Below are 15,819 nucleotides of genomic sequence, written 5' to 3'. Positions count from 1 at the left end.
CGGGAGCAGCAAGATCAGCGCCAATACGGATCCGGATCAGTTTGAAGTACCGCGCGCCCGGAAACACAAAGGCCTTGTCTTACGACAAGGCCTTTGTTTCACATCCGAACCAACGACTCAGAATAGCTTGCGGCCCTTGTTGGCAGCAATGCGCATGCGCAGTGCGTTGAGCTTGATGAAGCCCGCCGCATCGGCCTGGTTGTAGGCGCCGCCGTCTTCTTCGAAGGTCGCGATGTTGGCGTCGAACAGCGAATCGTCGGACTTGCGGCCGGTTACGATGACGTTGCCCTTGTACAGCTTCAGACGCACAACGCCGTTCACGTTGACCTGCGAAGCGTCGATCATTTGTTGCAGCATCAGACGCTCAGGGCTCCACCAGTAACCGGTGTAGATCAGGCTGGCGTACTTCGGCATCAGCTCGTCTTTGAGGTGAGCGACTTCGCGGTCCAGAGTGATCGATTCGATGGCGCGGTGAGCGCGCAGCATGATGGTGCCGCCCGGAGTTTCGTAGCAGCCACGGGACTTCATGCCAACGTAACGGTTCTCGACGATGTCGAGACGGCCGATGCCGTGCTCGCCACCGATCTTGTTCAGAGTCGCCAGTACGGTGGCCGGGGTCATTTCGACGCCGTCCAGCGCGACGATGTCGCCGTTGCGGTAGGTCAGTTCCAGGTATTGCGGGGTGTCGGGAGCCTTCTCCGGGGAGACGGTCCAGCGCCACATGTCTTCTTCGTGCTCGGTCCAGGTGTCTTCCAGCACGCCGCCTTCATAGGAGATGTGAAGCAGGTTGGCGTCCATCGAGTACGGGGATTTCTTCTTGCCGTGACGCTCGATCGGGATCGCGTGCTTCTCGGCGTAATCCATCAGCTTCTCGCGGGACAGCAGGTCCCACTCGCGCCATGGAGCAATCACTTTCACGCCTGGCTTGAGCGCGTAGGCACCCAGTTCGAAACGCACCTGGTCGTTGCCTTTGCCGGTGGCGCCGTGGGAAATGGCGTCGGCGCCGGTTTCGTTGGCGATTTCGATCAGACGCTTGGCGATCAGCGGACGCGCGATGGAAGTACCCAGCAGGTACTCGCCTTCGTAAACGGTGTTGGCGCGGAACATCGGGAACACGAAGTCACGCACGAATTCTTCGCGCAGGTCGTCGATGTAGATTTCTTTGACGCCCATGGCCTGCGCCTTGGCGCGAGCCGGCTCGACTTCTTCGCCCTGACCCAGGTCAGCGGTGAAGGTCACGACTTCACAGTTATAAGTATCCTGCAGCCACTTGAGGATCACCGAAGTGTCCAGGCCGCCGGAATACGCCAGAACGACCTTGTTTACGTCCGCCATGCCATCACTCCACGGGGTTCTACGGAAAGCCGAGGAGTCTACCGCCCAAACGCGATAATTTACAGAGGCGCGACAGCTTAAGACGACAAAGCGACAGAATCTGTCGAGAGGGCGACGATGACCGGCAGGTCAGGAAGTCGCCGCCGTGTTGGCCGGCGTGCTGGCCTGAGGCGCCGGCGCGGTAGTCGGTGCCACTCGCGCAAGGTGCACGTTGACCCGGCGGTTCTTGGCCCGGTTGGCGGCATTGGTGTTCGGGACCAACGGGTAGCGCTCACCATGGAAACGCACGGTGATCTGCGATTCCTGAATGCCGTTGGCCTTGAAGAAATCAACCACGGCCAGCGCACGACGGCGCGACAGCTCGCGATTGGTCAGGCGATTGCCGCTGTTGTCGGAATGGCCGTCGAGCTCGATGTGATTGACCGTCGGATCGGCCTTCATGTATTCGAGCATCACCTGCAACTTGGCCTTGGCGGCGGCATCCAGCTCGATGCCTTCGCCGGGGAAGCCGATCTGCGATTGTTTGACCTGATCGAAATTCTGCGGGAGCAGTTTCGCCACGCAGGTCTGATAGTCATTGAACGCCTTGCTGAACTTGACCGGCAGCAGGCGCACTTCCGACACCCGACCATCGCCTGATGCCCGACGTACCACCGGGCTGCGACCGTCCATCAGCCCGCTGATCAGTTGCCCGGCCTGGGACTGCGAACTGTTGAACAGCACGTTGCCGCTGCCCAGTCGAACCGTGCCCAGATTGATGTCGCCACGCCCCGGCTGCCACGGCGCAGCCGCCGCCAGCAAAGTCGCCGAACCGCCGCCAAGCATGGCGTTGTAGGCGTTCAGGCGAAAGGTCGCCTGCTCGCCGGCCTTGCGCACGAATTGCCCCGAGCCGAAGTCGGTGATCGGCTGCGTCAGACGGCACTCGAACTTGTCGCCCTCGACCGTCCACTCAATGTTCTCCAGACGAGTCTGGTAGGTCAGTGCCATCGCGGGAAGGCTGGCAAACACACTGAGCAAGGCTAAATATCGCTGGCGCACGGGAGGCTCCATTGGCTTCTACAACAAAAAAGACCGAGACATACATCTTTACGGCATACCTACGGGATATCGGACGCTCGTCGCAAAACTTGATAGCGAGTGCCTGCAAGAGTCTTTTCCGGTAGCATTCGCCTCAGTTTGACCCGCCTGGAATCCCCTCATGTCCGACCGCCTGACCCTGCTGCGTCCCGACGACTGGCACATTCATCTTCGCGATGGTGCCGTGTTGACCAACACCGTTGCGGATGTCGCGCGCACCTTTGGTCGCGCCATCATCATGCCCAACCTGGTACCTCCGGTGCGCAACGCCGCTGAAGCCGACGGCTATCGCCAGCGGATTCTCGCTGCCCGCCCGGCCGGCAGTCGTTTCGAGCCGCTGATGGTGCTGTACCTCACCGACCGCACCCAGCCCGAAGAAATCCGTGAGGCCAAGGCCAGCGGTTTCGTGCACGCCGCCAAGCTGTACCCGGCCGGCGCCACCACCAACTCCGATTCCGGGGTCACCAGCATCGACAAGATTTTCCCGGCGCTGGAAGCCATGGCCGAAGTCGGCATGCCGCTGTTGATCCACGGTGAAGTCACCCGTGGCGACGTCGACGTGTTCGACCGCGAAAAAATCTTCATCGACGAGCACATGCGCCGCGTGGTCGAGCGTTTCCCGACACTGAAAGTGGTGTTCGAACACATCACCACCGGCGATGCCGTGCAGTTCGTCAACGAGGCGTCCGCCAACGTCGGCGCAACGATCACCGCGCATCACCTGCTCTACAACCGCAACCACATGCTGGTGGGCGGGATCCGGCCGCACTTCTATTGCCTGCCGATCCTCAAGCGCAACACGCACCAGGAAGCCCTGCTTGACGCCGCCACCAGCGGCAGCGCGAAGTTCTTCCTCGGCACCGACTCGGCGCCGCACGCCCAGCACGCCAAGGAAGCCGCCTGCGGCTGCGCCGGCTGCTACACCGCGTACGCCGCCATCGAGCTGTATGCAGAAGCCTTCGAACAGCGCAATGCGCTGGACAAGCTCGAAGCATTCGCCAGCCTCAACGGCCCACGTTTCTACGGCCTGCCGGCAAACACCGATCGCATCACCCTGGTTCGTGACGAATGGACCGCCCCGACCAGCCTGCCTTTCGGCGAGCTGACCGTTATCCCGCTGCGCGCCGGTGAAAAACTGCGCTGGCGCCTGCTGGAGGAACACGCGTGAGTGAAGACCATTTCGACGACGAACTGGACGGTCAAGGTGGCGGCGGTTCGCGCCATCCAATGGCAGCACGCTTTCGCGGCTACCTGCCGGTTGTCGTCGACGTAGAAACCGGTGGCTTCAACTCGGCCACCGACGCTCTGCTGGAGATTGCCGCGACCACCATCGCCATGGATGAAAAGGGTTTCGTCTACCCGGATCACACCTACTTCTTCCGCGTCGAGCCGTTCGAAGGTGCCAACGTTGAGGCGGCGGCACTGGAGTTCACCGGGATCAAGCTCGATCACCCGTTGCGCATGGCCGTCAGCGAAGAAACGGCGCTGACCGACATCTTCCGTGGCGTGCGCAAGGCCTTGAAGGCCAACGGCTGCAAGCGGGCGATCCTGGTCGGCCACAACAGCAGCTTCGACCTCGGTTTCCTCAACGCCGCCGTCGCGCGACTGGACATGAAGCGCAATCCGTTCCACCCATTCTCCAGCTTCGACACCGCGACCCTCGCCGGTCTGGCTTACGGTCAAACCGTATTGGCCAAGGCCTGTCAGGCAGCCGACATCGACTTCGATGGCCGTGAAGCGCATTCGGCGCGTTACGACACCGAGAAGACGGCCGAGCTGTTCTGCGGCATCGTCAACCGCTGGAAACAGATGGGCGGCTGGGAAGACTTCGACGACTGAGGGTCGCCGGGTTAAATCCCGCGCATGAAAAAACCGGCTCAAGAGCCGGTTTTTTTGTACCTCGACGATGCGCCTTACAGGGCAGCAGCGTTCTCGGTCAGGTAAGCCGCAACGCCTTCTGGCGAAGCGTTCATGCCTTTGTCGCCTTTTTTCCAGTTGGCAGGGCAGACTTCGCCGTGCTCTTCGTGGAATTGCAGCGCGTCGACCAGACGGATCAGCTCTTCCATGTTACGGCCCAGCGGCAGGTCGTTGATGATTTGCGAGCGGACAACGCCTTTGTCGTCGATCAGGAACGCGCCACGGAAAGCCACGCCGCCTTCGGACTCAACGTCGTAGGCCTTGGCGATGTCGTGCTTCATGTCGGCAGCCATGGTGTATTTCACCTGGCCGATGCCGCCATTGTTGACCGGGGTGTTGCGCCAGGCGTTGTGGGTGAAGTGCGAGTCGATCGATACGGCGATCACTTCAACGTTGCGAGCCTTGAAGTCGGCCATGCGGTTGTCCAGGGCGATCAGCTCGGACGGGCAGACGAAGGTGAAGTCCAGCGGGTAGAAGAACACCAGGCCGTATTTGCCTTTGATGGCCGAGGACAGGGTGAAGCTGTCAACGATCTCGCCATTGCCGAGTACGGCCGGGACGGTGAAGTCTGGGGCTTGTTTGCCTACGAGTACGCTCATTGATATCTCCTGGTGTAGAAACTTGAAGTTCAGGGTCCGGGCCAGCCTGCCACCCTCAGGCGACAGCCCTGTGACACGAACCCCCTTCGCAAGGGCCGACCATCATACACTGCGTTTTTGGACTGGCCTTAACGGTTTTTCGCGAAATCCCGGCTGGCATTCAGCCATGCACCACCGTTCGTCAGTCACAGCCATTGGCGATGAAAACCCTTCGGAAAGCACTTTGACAATCATTCTCGTTAACATTAAGATCCATCGCAATTGAGTCACAACCAGCGACGGTTCTCACTTATGTATGTTTGCCTCTGCACTGGCGTCACCGACGGACAAATTCGCGAAGCGATCTATGAAGGTTGCTGCAGCTATAAAGAAGTCCGTCAGGCCACCGGCGTCGCCAGCCAATGCGGCAAATGCGCGTGCCTGGCGAAGGAAGTGGTTCGCGAAACCCTGACCAAGCTGCAAACCGCCCAGGCCGCGATCCCCTACCCGGCAGAATTTACAGCCGCGTAATTATCCCGATTTCGAAGAACCGGACTTAAGTCCGGTTTTTTTATGCCTGAAAATCAACTGCTTAGCGTCTAGACGCGGAACACAAACATTCTTATTCCGATTAATTTTCATTTATTATTCAATAACTTAGGTTTGACACTTATAAATACCAAGCTCAAACTCTGCCTTATATACCGCTACTTAGGGCAGGACTCCCATCATGAAAGGCGACGTAACAGTCATCCAGCATCTCAACAAGATCCTTGCCAATGAGCTGGTCGCGATCAATCAGTACTTCCTGCATGCGCGCATGTATGAAGATTGGGGCCTGAACAAGCTCGGCAAGCACGAGTACCACGAATCCATCGACGAGATGAAGCACGCGGACAAGCTGATCAAGCGCATCCTGTTCCTCGAAGGCCTGCCGAACGTGCAGGACCTGGGCAAGCTGCACATCGGCGAGCACACCCAGGAAATGCTGGAGTGCGACCTGCGTATCGAGAAGACCGGTCACGCCGATCTGAAGGCCGCCATCGCCCACTGCGAATCCGTCGGTGACTTCGGCAGCCGTGAATTGCTCGAAGACATCCTGGAATCTGAAGAAGAACACATCGACTGGCTGGAAACCCAACTGGGCCTGATCGATAAAGTCGGTCTTGAGAACTATCTGCAATCGCAGATGGGCGAAGACGAGTAATCAGCCAGCGCTAAACTCGAGACACTAAAAAGCCCCGCCCTCTTTCGAGAGGCGGGGCTTTTTATTGCCTGGACTTCAGGGTTGCCGAAGTCCGGACAGAAACCAATCAGGCTTCGGACTTGGCCGCAGCAGCCTTGGCGGATGCTTCCTTGACCAGAGTCTGCAGCTCACCGTTGGCGAACATTTCAGCCATGATGTCGCTGCCGCCGACCAGCTCACCGGCTACCCACAGCTGCGGGAAAGTCGGCCAGTTGGCGTACTTCGGCAGGTTGGCACGGATTTCCGGGTTCTGCAGGATGTCGACGTAGGCGAACTTCTCGCCACAGCCCATCACAGCCTGCGCAGCTTTCGCGGAGAAGCCACACTGCGGGGCATTCGGCGAGCCTTTCATGTAAAGCAGAATGGTGTTGTTGGCAATCTGCTCTTTAATCGTTTCGATGATATCCATGGAGCACCTCGGCTGAACTTTCCGACTCATGGGTCGGCACGGTGGCGCATTGTAACGGAATCCCGAGCGCCCTGCTCGGTCTCCCCGACAGACATGCTCAAGCCGCCGCCACCGTCACCGGCACGCCATTGAGCGCCGCATTGCCTGACAGCTCGTCGAGCTGGCATTCATCGGTCAGGTCATTGGCGCTAGAGCCCGGCTGACCGCTGGCGATCGACATCTGCACACCCGGCCGGGCATGGCCCCATCCGTGCGGCAGACTGACCACGCCCTTCATCATGTCCGCGCTGCCCAGCACCTCGACCTCGATCTGCCCGACCCGCGAACTGACCCGCACAAGCTGACCATCACTGAGCCCGCGACTGGCGAGATCGTCCGGGTTCATCAGCAGCTGATGACGCGGTTTGCCCTTCACCAGTCGATGGTAATTGTGCATCCACGAATTGTTGCTGCGCACATGACGGCGGCCGATCATCAGCAGCTCATCGGCGGCCGGCGCCTGCAACGCGGCGAAGCGCGCCAGGTCGGCGAGGATTTCCGGCGGCGCCGCCTGAACTCGTTGATTGGCGGTCTTCAATCGCGGTGTCAGGTTGGGCTTCAGTGCTCCCAGATCAACGCCATGTGGATGATCGAACAGCGTCGCCAGCGACAATTTGTGTTCGGACGCATCGCCATAGGCGCCCATGCGCAACCCCATATCGATCATCTTCGCCGGCGGCATCGTCGGTTTCAGCTCCTTGCCGGTCTTCGCGGCAAAGGCCTTGGCCAGGCCGACGAAGATCTCCCAGTCGTGCAGTGCCCCCTCCGGTTTAGCGAGGATCGCCCGATTGAAACGGCTGACGTTGCGCACGGCGAACAGGTTGAAGGTGGTGTCGTAGTGATCGTTCTCCAGCGCCGAAGTCGACGGCAGGATCAGGTCGGCGTAACGGGTGGTTTCGTTGATATACAGGTCGACGCTGACCATGAACTCCAGCCCGTCCAGCGCCTGCTCCAGTTGCCGGCCGTTGGGCGTGGACAACACCGGATTGCCAGCGACGGTAATCAGCGCGCGAATCTGCCCCTCGCCTTCGGTGAGCATCTCTTCGGCCAGCGCCGAGACCGGCAACTCGCCGCCGTATTCAGGACGCCCGGATACGCGGCTCTGCCATTTGTTGAAATGCCCGCCCGAAGTCGACGCCACCAGATCCACCGCAGGCTCGGTGCACAAGGCACCGCCGACGCGGTCCAGGTTGCCGGTGACCAGATTGATCAACTGCACAACCCAATGGCACAGCGTGCCGAAGGCCTGAGTGGAAACCCCCATCCGGCCATAACAAACAGCGCTTGGCGCGGCGGCGAAGTCCCGGGCCAGTTGGCGGATCTGTTCGGCGGGAACGGCGCACAACGGGCTCATGGCTTCGGCGGTGAAACCCGCTACCGCCGCGCGAACCTCATCCAGACCATCCACCGGCAGAAGACTGTCCGAAGTCAGGCCCTCGGCGAAAAGAGTATTGAGCACACCAAACAGCAACGCCGCATCGCCACCCGGACGCACGAACAGATGCTGATCGGCCATCGCCGCCGTCTCGCTGCGCCGCGGATCGACCACCACCACTTTGCCGCCCCGGGCCTGGATCGCCTTCAGACGCTTCTCCACATCCGGCACGGTCATGATGCTGCCATTGGACGCCAGCGGATTGCCGCCCAGAATCAGCATGAAATCGGTGTGATCGATATCCGGGATCGGCAGCAGCAAGCCGTGGCCGTACATCAAGTAGCTGGTCAGGTGATGGGGCAGTTGATCGACCGACGTCGCCGAATAGCGGTTGCGGGTTTTCAACAGGCCGAGGAAGTAATTGCTGTGGGTCATCAGCCCATAGTTATGCACGCTGGGATTGCCCTGATACACGGCGACCGCGTTCTGCCCATGACGCTCCTGAATCGCCGAGAGTTTTTCGGCGACCAGCTCGAACGCTTCGTCCCACTCGATGGGCAGCCATTCGTTGCCGACCCGGCGCATCGGCTGGCGCAGGCGATCCGGATCGTTCTGGATGTCTTGCAGCGCCACAGCCTTGGGGCAGATGTGCCCACGACTGAACGTGTCCTGAGCATCGCCCTTGATCGAGGTGATTTGCACCTGACCGTCGGTTTCGGTGGTTTCGATGGTCAAGCCGCAGATGGCTTCACACAGGTGGCAGGCACGGTGATGGAGAGTCTTGGTCATGGCCAGTCTCTGTCTTGTTCTGGGCAGGCAATCACGCCTGCGGGAACAAAACTATGGCCCGCAGCCCGATGCAGCGCCAGCGACGTTCGTCTTGTGAATCGGCGGCCATCAGGCCCGCCGATAGACGCGTCAGTTCGCCGGAAGCTGTGGCGGCGCGGCCAGCTGGATTTCCTGGATGGTCTCGATCTGCTCGTGGGCGACGTGGACGCCGGTGAGTTCGCCGATCAGTCGCCAATGCTCGTCGAGCCCGGCGCTGATGGTCGCCATACGGTCGATCATCTGTCGACTGGCGGCCTTGACCACGTCGTCTTCGCTGCGCATCAGTTCGAAGGACATCGAGGTCATCGAGGCGGTGAGGTGGGTCAATGAGCGTGCCGTGTGGCCCAGCAGTTCCATTAACAGTTTTTCTTTCGATTCCATGCGGAGGCTTCCTGCGTCGCTCGTGATTTATTTATAACCCAGCACTTTGCTTTAGCAAATGTTTCAACCTGCGCATCCGACCAAGCGAACCGGTGGCTCATCGGTCGCAAACCGACCAGAGCGGTGCCATCCCCGCCGCGGCGGATTGCCAAGCCCGGTGGGGCCAGTGTACAAAGACCTCGCTGCCCTCTCGAAAACTGACCGGAAATCACAGTGTTCGCACTGTTATCACCCCGGCACATTTCTGCAAAAACCGTAGCCTATTGGAAAAACGCGACATTTAGTGTCAATATCGCGCCTTCCCCTATTTCGTCGCCCCCGTGCGGCTTACGCCGCAGGTCTCGCCCGTTGTTCCGATAAACAAGGCTTTGAGCATCTGCGGTTTGTAGCAAAAAGGTAGTCAATGATGAGCGCAAGGCACTTTCTCTCCCTGATGGATTGCACGCCCGAAGAGCTGGTCAGCGTGATCCGTCGAGGCGTTGAGCTCAAGGACCTGCGTAACCGCGGCGTACTGTTCGAGCCTCTGAAAAACCGCGTCCTGGGGATGATCTTCGAGAAATCCTCGACCCGTACCCGCATCTCCTTCGAGGCCGGCATGATCCAGCTCGGCGGCCAGGCGATTTTCCTGTCGCCGCGCGACACCCAGCTGGGCCGTGGCGAGCCGATCGGCGACTGCGCCATCGTCATGTCGAGCATGCTCGATGCGGTGATGATCCGTACCTTTGCCCACAGCACCCTGACCGAATTCGCCGCCAACTCCCGCGTGCCGGTGATCAACGGTCTGTCCGACGACCTGCACCCGTGCCAGTTGCTGGCCGACATGCAGACCTTCCTCGAACACCGCGGCTCGATCCAGGGCAAGACCGTGGCCTGGATCGGCGACGGCAACAACATGTGCAACAGCTATATAGAAGCGGCGATCCAGTTCGACTTCCAGTTGCGCGTGGCCTGCCCCGAAGGCTACGAACCAAACCCTGAGTTCGTGGCCAAGGCCGGTGACCGCGTGACCATCGTCCGCGACCCACAAGACGCCGTGCGCGGCGCGCATCTGGTGAGCACCGATGTCTGGACCTCCATGGGCCAGGAAGAGGAGACCGCCAAGCGCCTGAAGCTGTTTGCGCCGTTTCAGGTCAACCGTGCCCTGCTCGACCTGGCAGCCGATGACGTGCTATTCATGCACTGCCTGCCCGCTCACCGCGGTGAGGAAATCAGCCTCGACCTGCTCGATGACCCGCGCTCCGTCGCCTGGGATCAGGCAGAAAACCGTCTCCACGCACAGAAGGCCCTGCTCGAGTTCCTTGTCGAACCGGCATATCACCACGCATGAGTCATGAATTACTGCTGAACCTGCGCAACCTCGCTTGCGGCTATCAAGATCAACGTGTGGTGCAGAACCTCAATCTGCACCTCAACGCCGGTGACATCGGCTGCCTGCTTGGCTCCTCCGGCTGCGGCAAGACCACCACCCTGCGTGCGATTGCCGGTTTCGAACCGGTGCACGAAGGAGAAATCTCTCTCGGCGGTGAAGTGATCTCCAGCGCCGGCTTCACCCTCGCCCCGGAAAAACGCCGGATCGGCATGGTGTTCCAGGACTACGCGCTGTTCCCGCACCTGAGTGTCGCGGACAACATCGCCTTCGGCATCCGCAAGCACCCGAACAAGGAGCGCGTGACCGAGGAGCTGCTGGAACTGGTCAACCTGAAGAACCTCGGCAAACGCTTCCCCCATGAGCTGTCCGGCGGCCAGCAACAACGTGTCGCCCTCGCCCGCGCCCTGGCGCCGGAGCCGCAACTGTTGTTGCTCGACGAGCCGTTCTCCAACCTCGATGGCGAATTGCGCCGCAAGCTCAGCCATGAAGTGCGCGACATCCTCAAAGCCCGTGGCACCAGTGCAATTCTGGTGACTCACGATCAGGAAGAAGCCTTCGCCGTCAGCGATCACGTCGGTGTGTTCAAGGAAGGCCGGCTGGAGCAGTGGGACACGCCCTACAACCTCTATCACGAGCCGGCGACACCGTACGTGGCCAGTTTTATCGGTCAGGGTTACTTCATTCGCGGCCAATTGGGCAGCCCGGAATCGGTGCAGACCGAACTCGGTGAACTGCGCGGCAATCGCGCCTACACCTGGCCGATCGGTGGCGCGGTGGATGTGCTGCTGCGTCCGGACGACATCGTTTACGCGCCGGACAGTGCGCTGAAAGCGCGGATCGTCGGCAAGACCTTCCTCGGCGCTTCGACCCTGTATCGCCTGCAACTGCCGACCGGCGCACAGCTGGAATCGATCTTCCCGAGCCACGCCGACCATCAGGTGGGTGCGGATGTCGGGATTCGGGTGGCGGCGGAACATCTGGTGCTGTTCCAGGCCTCCGGCAGCACCGCCGCGCAGATTCCGGCGGTGGAAAACGGCGTTCGCCGTTACAGCACCGCGCACTGATCTGCACACAAACAACGAGGGAGCCTGATGGCTCCCTTATTTTTTGCTCTCAGCCCAGCATCAATGTGCCGCTGGCCACCAGCGTCGCATTGCCGCCGATCTTCACCCGCTCGCCTTCCAGCCGACAGAACAGCTCGCCGCCCCGCGCCGAGCGCTGGCATGCAGTCAGACTGGATTTGCCCAGACGTTTCGACCAGTACGGAATCAGGCTGCAGTGGGTCGAACCGGTCACCGGGTCCTCATTGATGCCGATGGCCGGAGCGAAATAGCGCGAGACAAAATCATGCTGATTGCCCCGGGCCGTGACGATAGCGCCCAACCACGGCAGCTTGGCGAGGGCGACCATGTCCGGCTGGCAATCGAGCACCGCCTGCTCCGACTCCAGCACCACAAACAGCTCGTTGGAACTCAGAACATCGACTGCCTGGACATTCAGCGCCCGCTCGATCTCCAGGGTGACGCCTTTCTCAACCGCTTCGATGGCCGGAAAATCCAGCCACAACCGGCCACCTTCGCGGCTGACGCTCAACGGCCCGGACTTGCAAGTGAAGTCCAGACGCTCGGCGCTCTCCTTATAGATCTCGAACAGCACATAGGCGCTGGCCAGGGTCGCATGACCACACAGCGGCACCTCGGTGGTCGGCGTGAACCAACGGATGTGCCACGCCTGACCTTCGCGCACCAGAAACGCGGTTTCCGCCAGATTGTGCTCGGCGGCGATCTTTTGCATCAGCTCATCCGCAAGCCACGCGTCGAGCCGATAGACCATTGCCGGATTGCCACTGAACGGCCGATCACTGAACGCGTCGACCTGATGAAACTCGAGCTGCATAACCTTCTCCCTGTGTCAGTCGAACGAGCATGCAGCGCCGGCCGGATCAGCGCCAGTGACAGTGCCGGCCAATTTTCTTCATACAGACGTCAAGGGCGACCGATGTCGGCAAATTTCGCCTGGGTGTGTTCCGCCAATACCGCCGGCGCCAGTTCCACTTCCAGCCCGCGCCGACCGGCGCTGACATATATGGTCGCAAAAGGCTGGGCCGAATTATCGATGAAGGTACGCAGGCGTTTTTTCTGCCCCAGCGGACTGATGCCGCCCAGCAGGTAACCGGTGGAACGTTGCGCAGCGGCCGGGTCGGCCATCTCGACTTTTTTCACGCCGGCGGCGTGGGCAAGCCCCTTGAGGTCAAGACTTCCGACGACCGGCACCACCGCCACCAGCAACTCACCCTTCTCACTGGCTGCCAGCAGCGTTTTGAACACCTGCGCCGGATCGAGCCCCAGTTTTTCCGCGGCCTCCAGGCCATACGACGCGGCCTTCGGGTCATGTTCGTAACTGTGCACGCGATGTTCGGCACGAACTTTTTTCAACAAGTCCAACGCAGGGGTCATGGCAGCTCCGGGCTCGGCAGTGGCGAAAAATCCTGCGGCGGATTTTAGGCCATCGCTGGGCAAAAGGCTCTACCACGCGCCACGTTTCCCGGGGTTTGCAGGCCAGTAACAACCGCGCAGGCCGGGTGACCCGCAGGATCATTCACATGACTGATAGTTTATTTGTGACTGACGGTTCACTTTCGACCTTTGACAGGTTTGTTTCTTGTCTATATTTTTTCGAATCTGAATAATGTAAGAATTATCGTCATCGCAGCACCCAGCAGTAAACCGGGAACAGGATGGGGATCCTGCCTCGGCGAAAATCGCGCGTTGCCCTGTCGGCAACGCGCCAGACAACAACAAAAACCGAGGTTTTCAATGACAACTGCGTTACAGCAACCTTCGCTTTCGAGCCAGTGCCTGGCCGAGTTTCTGGGTACTGCACTCCTGATCTTTTTCGGTACGGGTTGCGTCGCCGCGCTCAAGGTCGCGGGCGCCAGCTTCGGTCTTTGGGAAATAAGCATCATCTGGGGCGTTGGCGTCAGCATGGCGATCTACCTCACCGCCGGCGTTTCCGGTGCGCACCTGAACCCTGCAGTCAGTATCGCCCTGAGCATTTTTGCCGACTTCGAAAAGCGCAAACTGCCGTTCTACATTCTGGCCCAGGTCGCCGGCGCCTTTTGCGGCGCGCTGTTGGTCTATACGCTGTACAGCAACCTGTTCTTCGATTTCGAACAAACTCACCATATGGTTCGTGGCACTGAAGCCAGCCTGGAACTGGCGTCGGTGTTCTCCACTTTCCCGAACCCTGCGCTGTCAACTGCCCAAGCGTTCCTGGTCGAGGTGATCATCACCGCGATTCTGATGGGCGTGATCATGTCCCTGACCGACGACAACAACGGCCTGCCGAAAGGCCCGCTGGCGCCGCTGCTGATCGGTCTGCTGATTGCCGTGATCGGCAGTTCGATGGGCCCGCTGACCGGTTTCGCGATGAACCCGGCCCGGGACTTCGGCCCGAAACTGATGACTTTCTTCGCCGGCTGGGGTGAAATTTCCTTCACTGGCGCACGTGAAATCCCGTACTTCCTGATTCCGATTTTTGCACCGATTGTCGGTGCCTGCCTCGGCGCTGCCGGGTATCGCGGGCTGATTGCCCGTCACCTAACCGGCGCCACACCTGCTACAAAGGATGCAGAACCGGCCATTGACGGCAAACCAAGAACTTCTTGAAACAGTCGGCGCGAGCTCCTGCCCTTATAGAACCCGCGCCACGGCCCACTCTCCCTTATTTCGTCCAAGGCAATCGACATGACCGACATTCAGAACAAGAACTACATCATTGCCCTCGATCAGGGTACGACCAGCTCCCGCGCGATCATTTTCGACCGTGACGCGAACGTGGTCTGCACCGCACAACGCGAATTCGCCCAGCATTACCCGCAAGCCGGTTGGGTCGAACACGATCCGATGGAAATCTTCGCCACCCAGAGCGCAGTGATGGTCGAAGCCCTGGCCCAAGCCGGCCTGCACCATGACCAGGTCGCCGCCATCGGCATCACCAACCAGCGTGAAACCACCGTGGTCTGGGACAAGACCACCGGCCGCCCGGTGTACAACGCGATCGTCTGGCAATGCCGCCGCAGCACCGAGATCTGCCAGCAGCTCAAGCGCGACGGTCATGAAGACTACATCCGCGACACCACCGGCCTGGTCACCGACCCGTACTTCTCCGGCACCAAGCTGAAGTGGATCCTCGACAACGTCGAAGGCAGCCGTGAGCGCGCGCGCAACGGCGAACTGCTGTTCGGCACCGTCGACAGCTGGCTGATCTGGAAATTCACCGGCGGCAAGGTCCACGTCACCGACTACACCAACGCCTCGCGCACCATGCTCTTCAACATCCACACGCTGGAGTGGGACGCGAAGATGCTGGAGATCCTCGACATCCCGCGCGAGATGCTGCCGGAAGTCAAAGCCTCTTCGGAAATCTACGGCCGTACCAAAAGCGGCATCGCCATCGGCGGTATCGCCGGCGACCAGCAGGCTGCGCTGTTCGGCCAGATGTGCGTCGAGCCGGGCCAAGCGAAAAACACTTACGGCACCGGTTGCTTCCTGCTGATGAACACCGGCGACAAAGCGGTGAAATCGCAACACGGCATGCTCACCACTATCGCTTGCGGCCCGCGCGGCGAAGTCGCTTACGCCCTGGAAGGCGCGGTGTTCAACGGCGGTTCGACCGTACAGTGGCTGCGCGATGAACTGAAAATCGTCAACGATGCCCACGACACCGAATACTTCGCCAATAAGGTGAAGGACAGCAACGGCGTCTATCTGGTGCCCGCCTTCACCGGCCTCGGCGCTCCCTACTGGGACCCGTATGCTCGTGGCGCCCTGTTCGGCCTGACCCGTGGCGTGCGCGTGGATCACATCATCCGCGCTGCGCTGGAATCGATCGCTTACCAGACCCGCGACGTTCTTGACGCCATGCAACAGGACTCCGGCGAACGCCTGAAGGCCCTGCGCGTGGACGGCGGTGCGGTGGCGAACAACTTCCTCATGCAGTTCCAGGCCGACATCCTCGGCACCCAGGTCGAACGTCCGAAAATGCGCGAAACCACGGCGCTCGGCGCAGCTTATCTGGCTGGCCTGGCGTGCGGTTTCTGGGGCAGCCTGGAAGAACTGCGCGGCAAGGCAGTGATCGAGCGCGAGTTCGAACCGAGCCTGGACGAAGCGGCCAAAGAGAAGCTCTATAAAGGCTGGAAAAAAGCCGTCAGCCGGACCCGTGACTGGGAGCGTGAAGACGCTGAATAAGCCAAGCTGAGTACTC

The 15,819-nt window shown here is 60.4% G+C and carries 16 protein-coding genes; 8 read left to right on the top strand and 8 right to left on the bottom strand.

Translation table 11 applies throughout. The features are described 5' to 3' along the window. Positions 1–117: 117 nt before the first annotated feature. The gene (locus CAF76_RS11035) at positions 118–1,335 is read right to left on the bottom strand and encodes an argininosuccinate synthase (protein WP_007953201.1); all 1,218 of its coding nucleotides are present in this window, start codon (positions 1,333–1,335) and stop codon (positions 118–120) included. 129 nt (positions 1,336–1,464) lie between these two features. Next, a complete protein-coding gene (locus CAF76_RS11030; protein ID WP_007953200.1) occupies positions 1,465–2,373 on the bottom strand; it encodes an OmpA family protein in 909 nt (302 codons plus the stop codon). A gap of 160 nt (positions 2,374–2,533) precedes the next feature. Here CAF76_RS11030 and pyrC point away from each other — a divergent pair, with 160 nt between their 5' ends. Together pyrC and rnt are read left to right on the top strand one after the other, a co-directional pair. Further along, positions 2,534–3,580 carry a dihydroorotase gene (pyrC, locus tag CAF76_RS11025; RefSeq protein ID WP_039765844.1) on the top strand — a complete coding sequence of 349 codons (1,047 nt, stop codon included), beginning with the start codon at positions 2,534–2,536 and terminating at the stop codon, positions 3,578–3,580. Next, complete coding sequence (gene rnt / locus CAF76_RS11020; RefSeq protein WP_007953196.1) at positions 3,577–4,251, top strand: ribonuclease T; 675 nt, start codon at positions 3,577–3,579, stop codon at positions 4,249–4,251. The genes pyrC and rnt overlap by 4 nt, the downstream gene beginning before the upstream one ends. A gap of 74 nt (positions 4,252–4,325) precedes the next feature. Here the strand turns inward: rnt and CAF76_RS11015 are convergent, their stop codons facing one another. Further along, positions 4,326–4,928, bottom strand: coding sequence for a peroxiredoxin (locus tag CAF76_RS11015; RefSeq protein ID WP_003227723.1), 603 nt, complete (start codon positions 4,926–4,928; stop codon positions 4,326–4,328). Between the two features lie 291 nt (positions 4,929–5,219). Between CAF76_RS11015 and CAF76_RS11010 the strand changes: the two genes are divergently transcribed. Continuing rightward, a complete protein-coding gene (locus CAF76_RS11010) occupies positions 5,220–5,438 on the top strand; it encodes a bacterioferritin-associated ferredoxin (protein WP_007953193.1) in 219 nt (72 codons plus the stop codon). Positions 5,439–5,637: 199 nt separating this feature from the next. Next, positions 5,638–6,114, top strand: coding sequence for a bacterioferritin (bfr, locus tag CAF76_RS11005; RefSeq protein ID WP_064599145.1), 477 nt, complete (start codon positions 5,638–5,640; stop codon positions 6,112–6,114). 106 nt (positions 6,115–6,220) lie between these two features. On the opposite strand, the gene grxD is transcribed toward bfr, so the two are convergent. The 3 genes from grxD to CAF76_RS10990 form a co-directional block, all read right to left on the bottom strand. Beyond that, complete coding sequence (grxD, locus tag CAF76_RS11000; protein WP_039765841.1) at positions 6,221–6,562, bottom strand: Grx4 family monothiol glutaredoxin; 342 nt, start codon at positions 6,560–6,562, stop codon at positions 6,221–6,223. A 97-nt stretch (positions 6,563–6,659) separates the two neighbouring features. After that, positions 6,660–8,765, bottom strand: coding sequence for a molybdopterin oxidoreductase family protein (locus CAF76_RS10995; protein ID WP_085647249.1), 2,106 nt, complete (start codon positions 8,763–8,765; stop codon positions 6,660–6,662). A gap of 129 nt (positions 8,766–8,894) precedes the next feature. Continuing rightward, on the bottom strand, positions 8,895–9,185 hold the full coding sequence (locus CAF76_RS10990) for a hypothetical protein (protein WP_085610874.1): 291 nt from the start codon (positions 9,183–9,185) through the stop codon (positions 8,895–8,897). 406 nt (positions 9,186–9,591) lie between these two features. Here CAF76_RS10990 and argF point away from each other — a divergent pair, with 406 nt between their 5' ends. Both argF and CAF76_RS10980 read left to right on the top strand, forming a co-directional pair. Further along, positions 9,592–10,512, top strand: coding sequence for an ornithine carbamoyltransferase (argF, locus tag CAF76_RS10985; RefSeq protein ID WP_064599150.1), 921 nt, complete (start codon positions 9,592–9,594; stop codon positions 10,510–10,512). Then, positions 10,509–11,618 carry an ABC transporter ATP-binding protein gene (locus CAF76_RS10980; protein ID WP_085647248.1) on the top strand — a complete coding sequence of 370 codons (1,110 nt, stop codon included), beginning with the start codon at positions 10,509–10,511 and terminating at the stop codon, positions 11,616–11,618. Before argF ends, CAF76_RS10980 begins: the two co-directional genes overlap by 4 nt. Before the next feature lie 49 nt (positions 11,619–11,667). Here the strand turns inward: CAF76_RS10980 and CAF76_RS10975 are convergent, their stop codons facing one another. Further along, positions 11,668–12,450: a PhzF family phenazine biosynthesis protein gene (locus CAF76_RS10975; protein ID WP_085610877.1), complete on the bottom strand. Its 783-nt coding sequence runs from the start codon at positions 12,448–12,450 to the stop codon at positions 11,668–11,670. An 89-nt stretch (positions 12,451–12,539) separates the two neighbouring features. Further along, positions 12,540–13,010: a Cys-tRNA(Pro) deacylase gene (ybaK, locus tag CAF76_RS10970; protein WP_007953184.1), complete on the bottom strand. Its 471-nt coding sequence runs from the start codon at positions 13,008–13,010 to the stop codon at positions 12,540–12,542. Between the two features lie 360 nt (positions 13,011–13,370). Here ybaK and CAF76_RS10965 point away from each other — a divergent pair, with 360 nt between their 5' ends. Further along, the gene (locus tag CAF76_RS10965; protein ID WP_007953183.1) at positions 13,371–14,222 is read left to right on the top strand and encodes an MIP/aquaporin family protein; all 852 of its coding nucleotides are present in this window, start codon (positions 13,371–13,373) and stop codon (positions 14,220–14,222) included. A 78-nt stretch (positions 14,223–14,300) separates the two neighbouring features. Beyond that, positions 14,301–15,803 (top strand): glycerol kinase GlpK, encoded by a 1,503-nt coding sequence (gene glpK, locus CAF76_RS10960; RefSeq protein WP_039765827.1) that lies wholly within the window; start codon positions 14,301–14,303, stop codon positions 15,801–15,803. Positions 15,804–15,819 lie beyond the last annotated feature (16 nt).

Source organism: Pseudomonas sp. B40(2017), assembly GCF_002112855.1.
GTDB classification, from domain to species: Bacteria; Pseudomonadota; Gammaproteobacteria; order Pseudomonadales; family Pseudomonadaceae; genus Aquipseudomonas; species Aquipseudomonas pharyngis.
The sequence above is the reverse complement of the archived record's forward strand: the minus strand, read 5'-3'. Positions and strand labels throughout refer to the sequence as shown.

Coding starts and splice junctions, on each gene's coding strand:
- CAF76_RS11035 (WP_007953201.1), bottom strand. CDS start 1,335: ATGGCGGACGTAAACAAGGTCGTTCTGGCGTATTCCGGCGGCCTGGAC.
- pyrC (WP_039765844.1), top strand. CDS start 2,534: ATGTCCGACCGCCTGACCCTGCTGCGTCCCGACGACTGGCACATTCAT.
- CAF76_RS11015 (WP_003227723.1), bottom strand. CDS start 4,928: ATGAGCGTACTCGTAGGCAAACAAGCCCCAGACTTCACCGTCCCGGCC.
- CAF76_RS11010 (WP_007953193.1), top strand. CDS start 5,220: ATGTATGTTTGCCTCTGCACTGGCGTCACCGACGGACAAATTCGCGAA.
- bfr (WP_064599145.1), top strand. CDS start 5,638: ATGAAAGGCGACGTAACAGTCATCCAGCATCTCAACAAGATCCTTGCC.
- grxD (WP_039765841.1), bottom strand. CDS start 6,562: ATGGATATCATCGAAACGATTAAAGAGCAGATTGCCAACAACACCATT.
- CAF76_RS10995 (WP_085647249.1), bottom strand. CDS start 8,765: ATGACCAAGACTCTCCATCACCGTGCCTGCCACCTGTGTGAAGCCATC.
- CAF76_RS10990 (WP_085610874.1), bottom strand. CDS start 9,185: ATGGAATCGAAAGAAAAACTGTTAATGGAACTGCTGGGCCACACGGCA.
- argF (WP_064599150.1), top strand. CDS start 9,592: ATGAGCGCAAGGCACTTTCTCTCCCTGATGGATTGCACGCCCGAAGAG.
- CAF76_RS10980 (WP_085647248.1), top strand. CDS start 10,509: ATGAGTCATGAATTACTGCTGAACCTGCGCAACCTCGCTTGCGGCTAT.
- CAF76_RS10975 (WP_085610877.1), bottom strand. CDS start 12,450: ATGCAGCTCGAGTTTCATCAGGTCGACGCGTTCAGTGATCGGCCGTTC.
- ybaK (WP_007953184.1), bottom strand. CDS start 13,010: ATGACCCCTGCGTTGGACTTGTTGAAAAAAGTTCGTGCCGAACATCGC.
- CAF76_RS10965 (WP_007953183.1), top strand. CDS start 13,371: ATGACAACTGCGTTACAGCAACCTTCGCTTTCGAGCCAGTGCCTGGCC.
- glpK (WP_039765827.1), top strand. CDS start 14,301: ATGACCGACATTCAGAACAAGAACTACATCATTGCCCTCGATCAGGGT.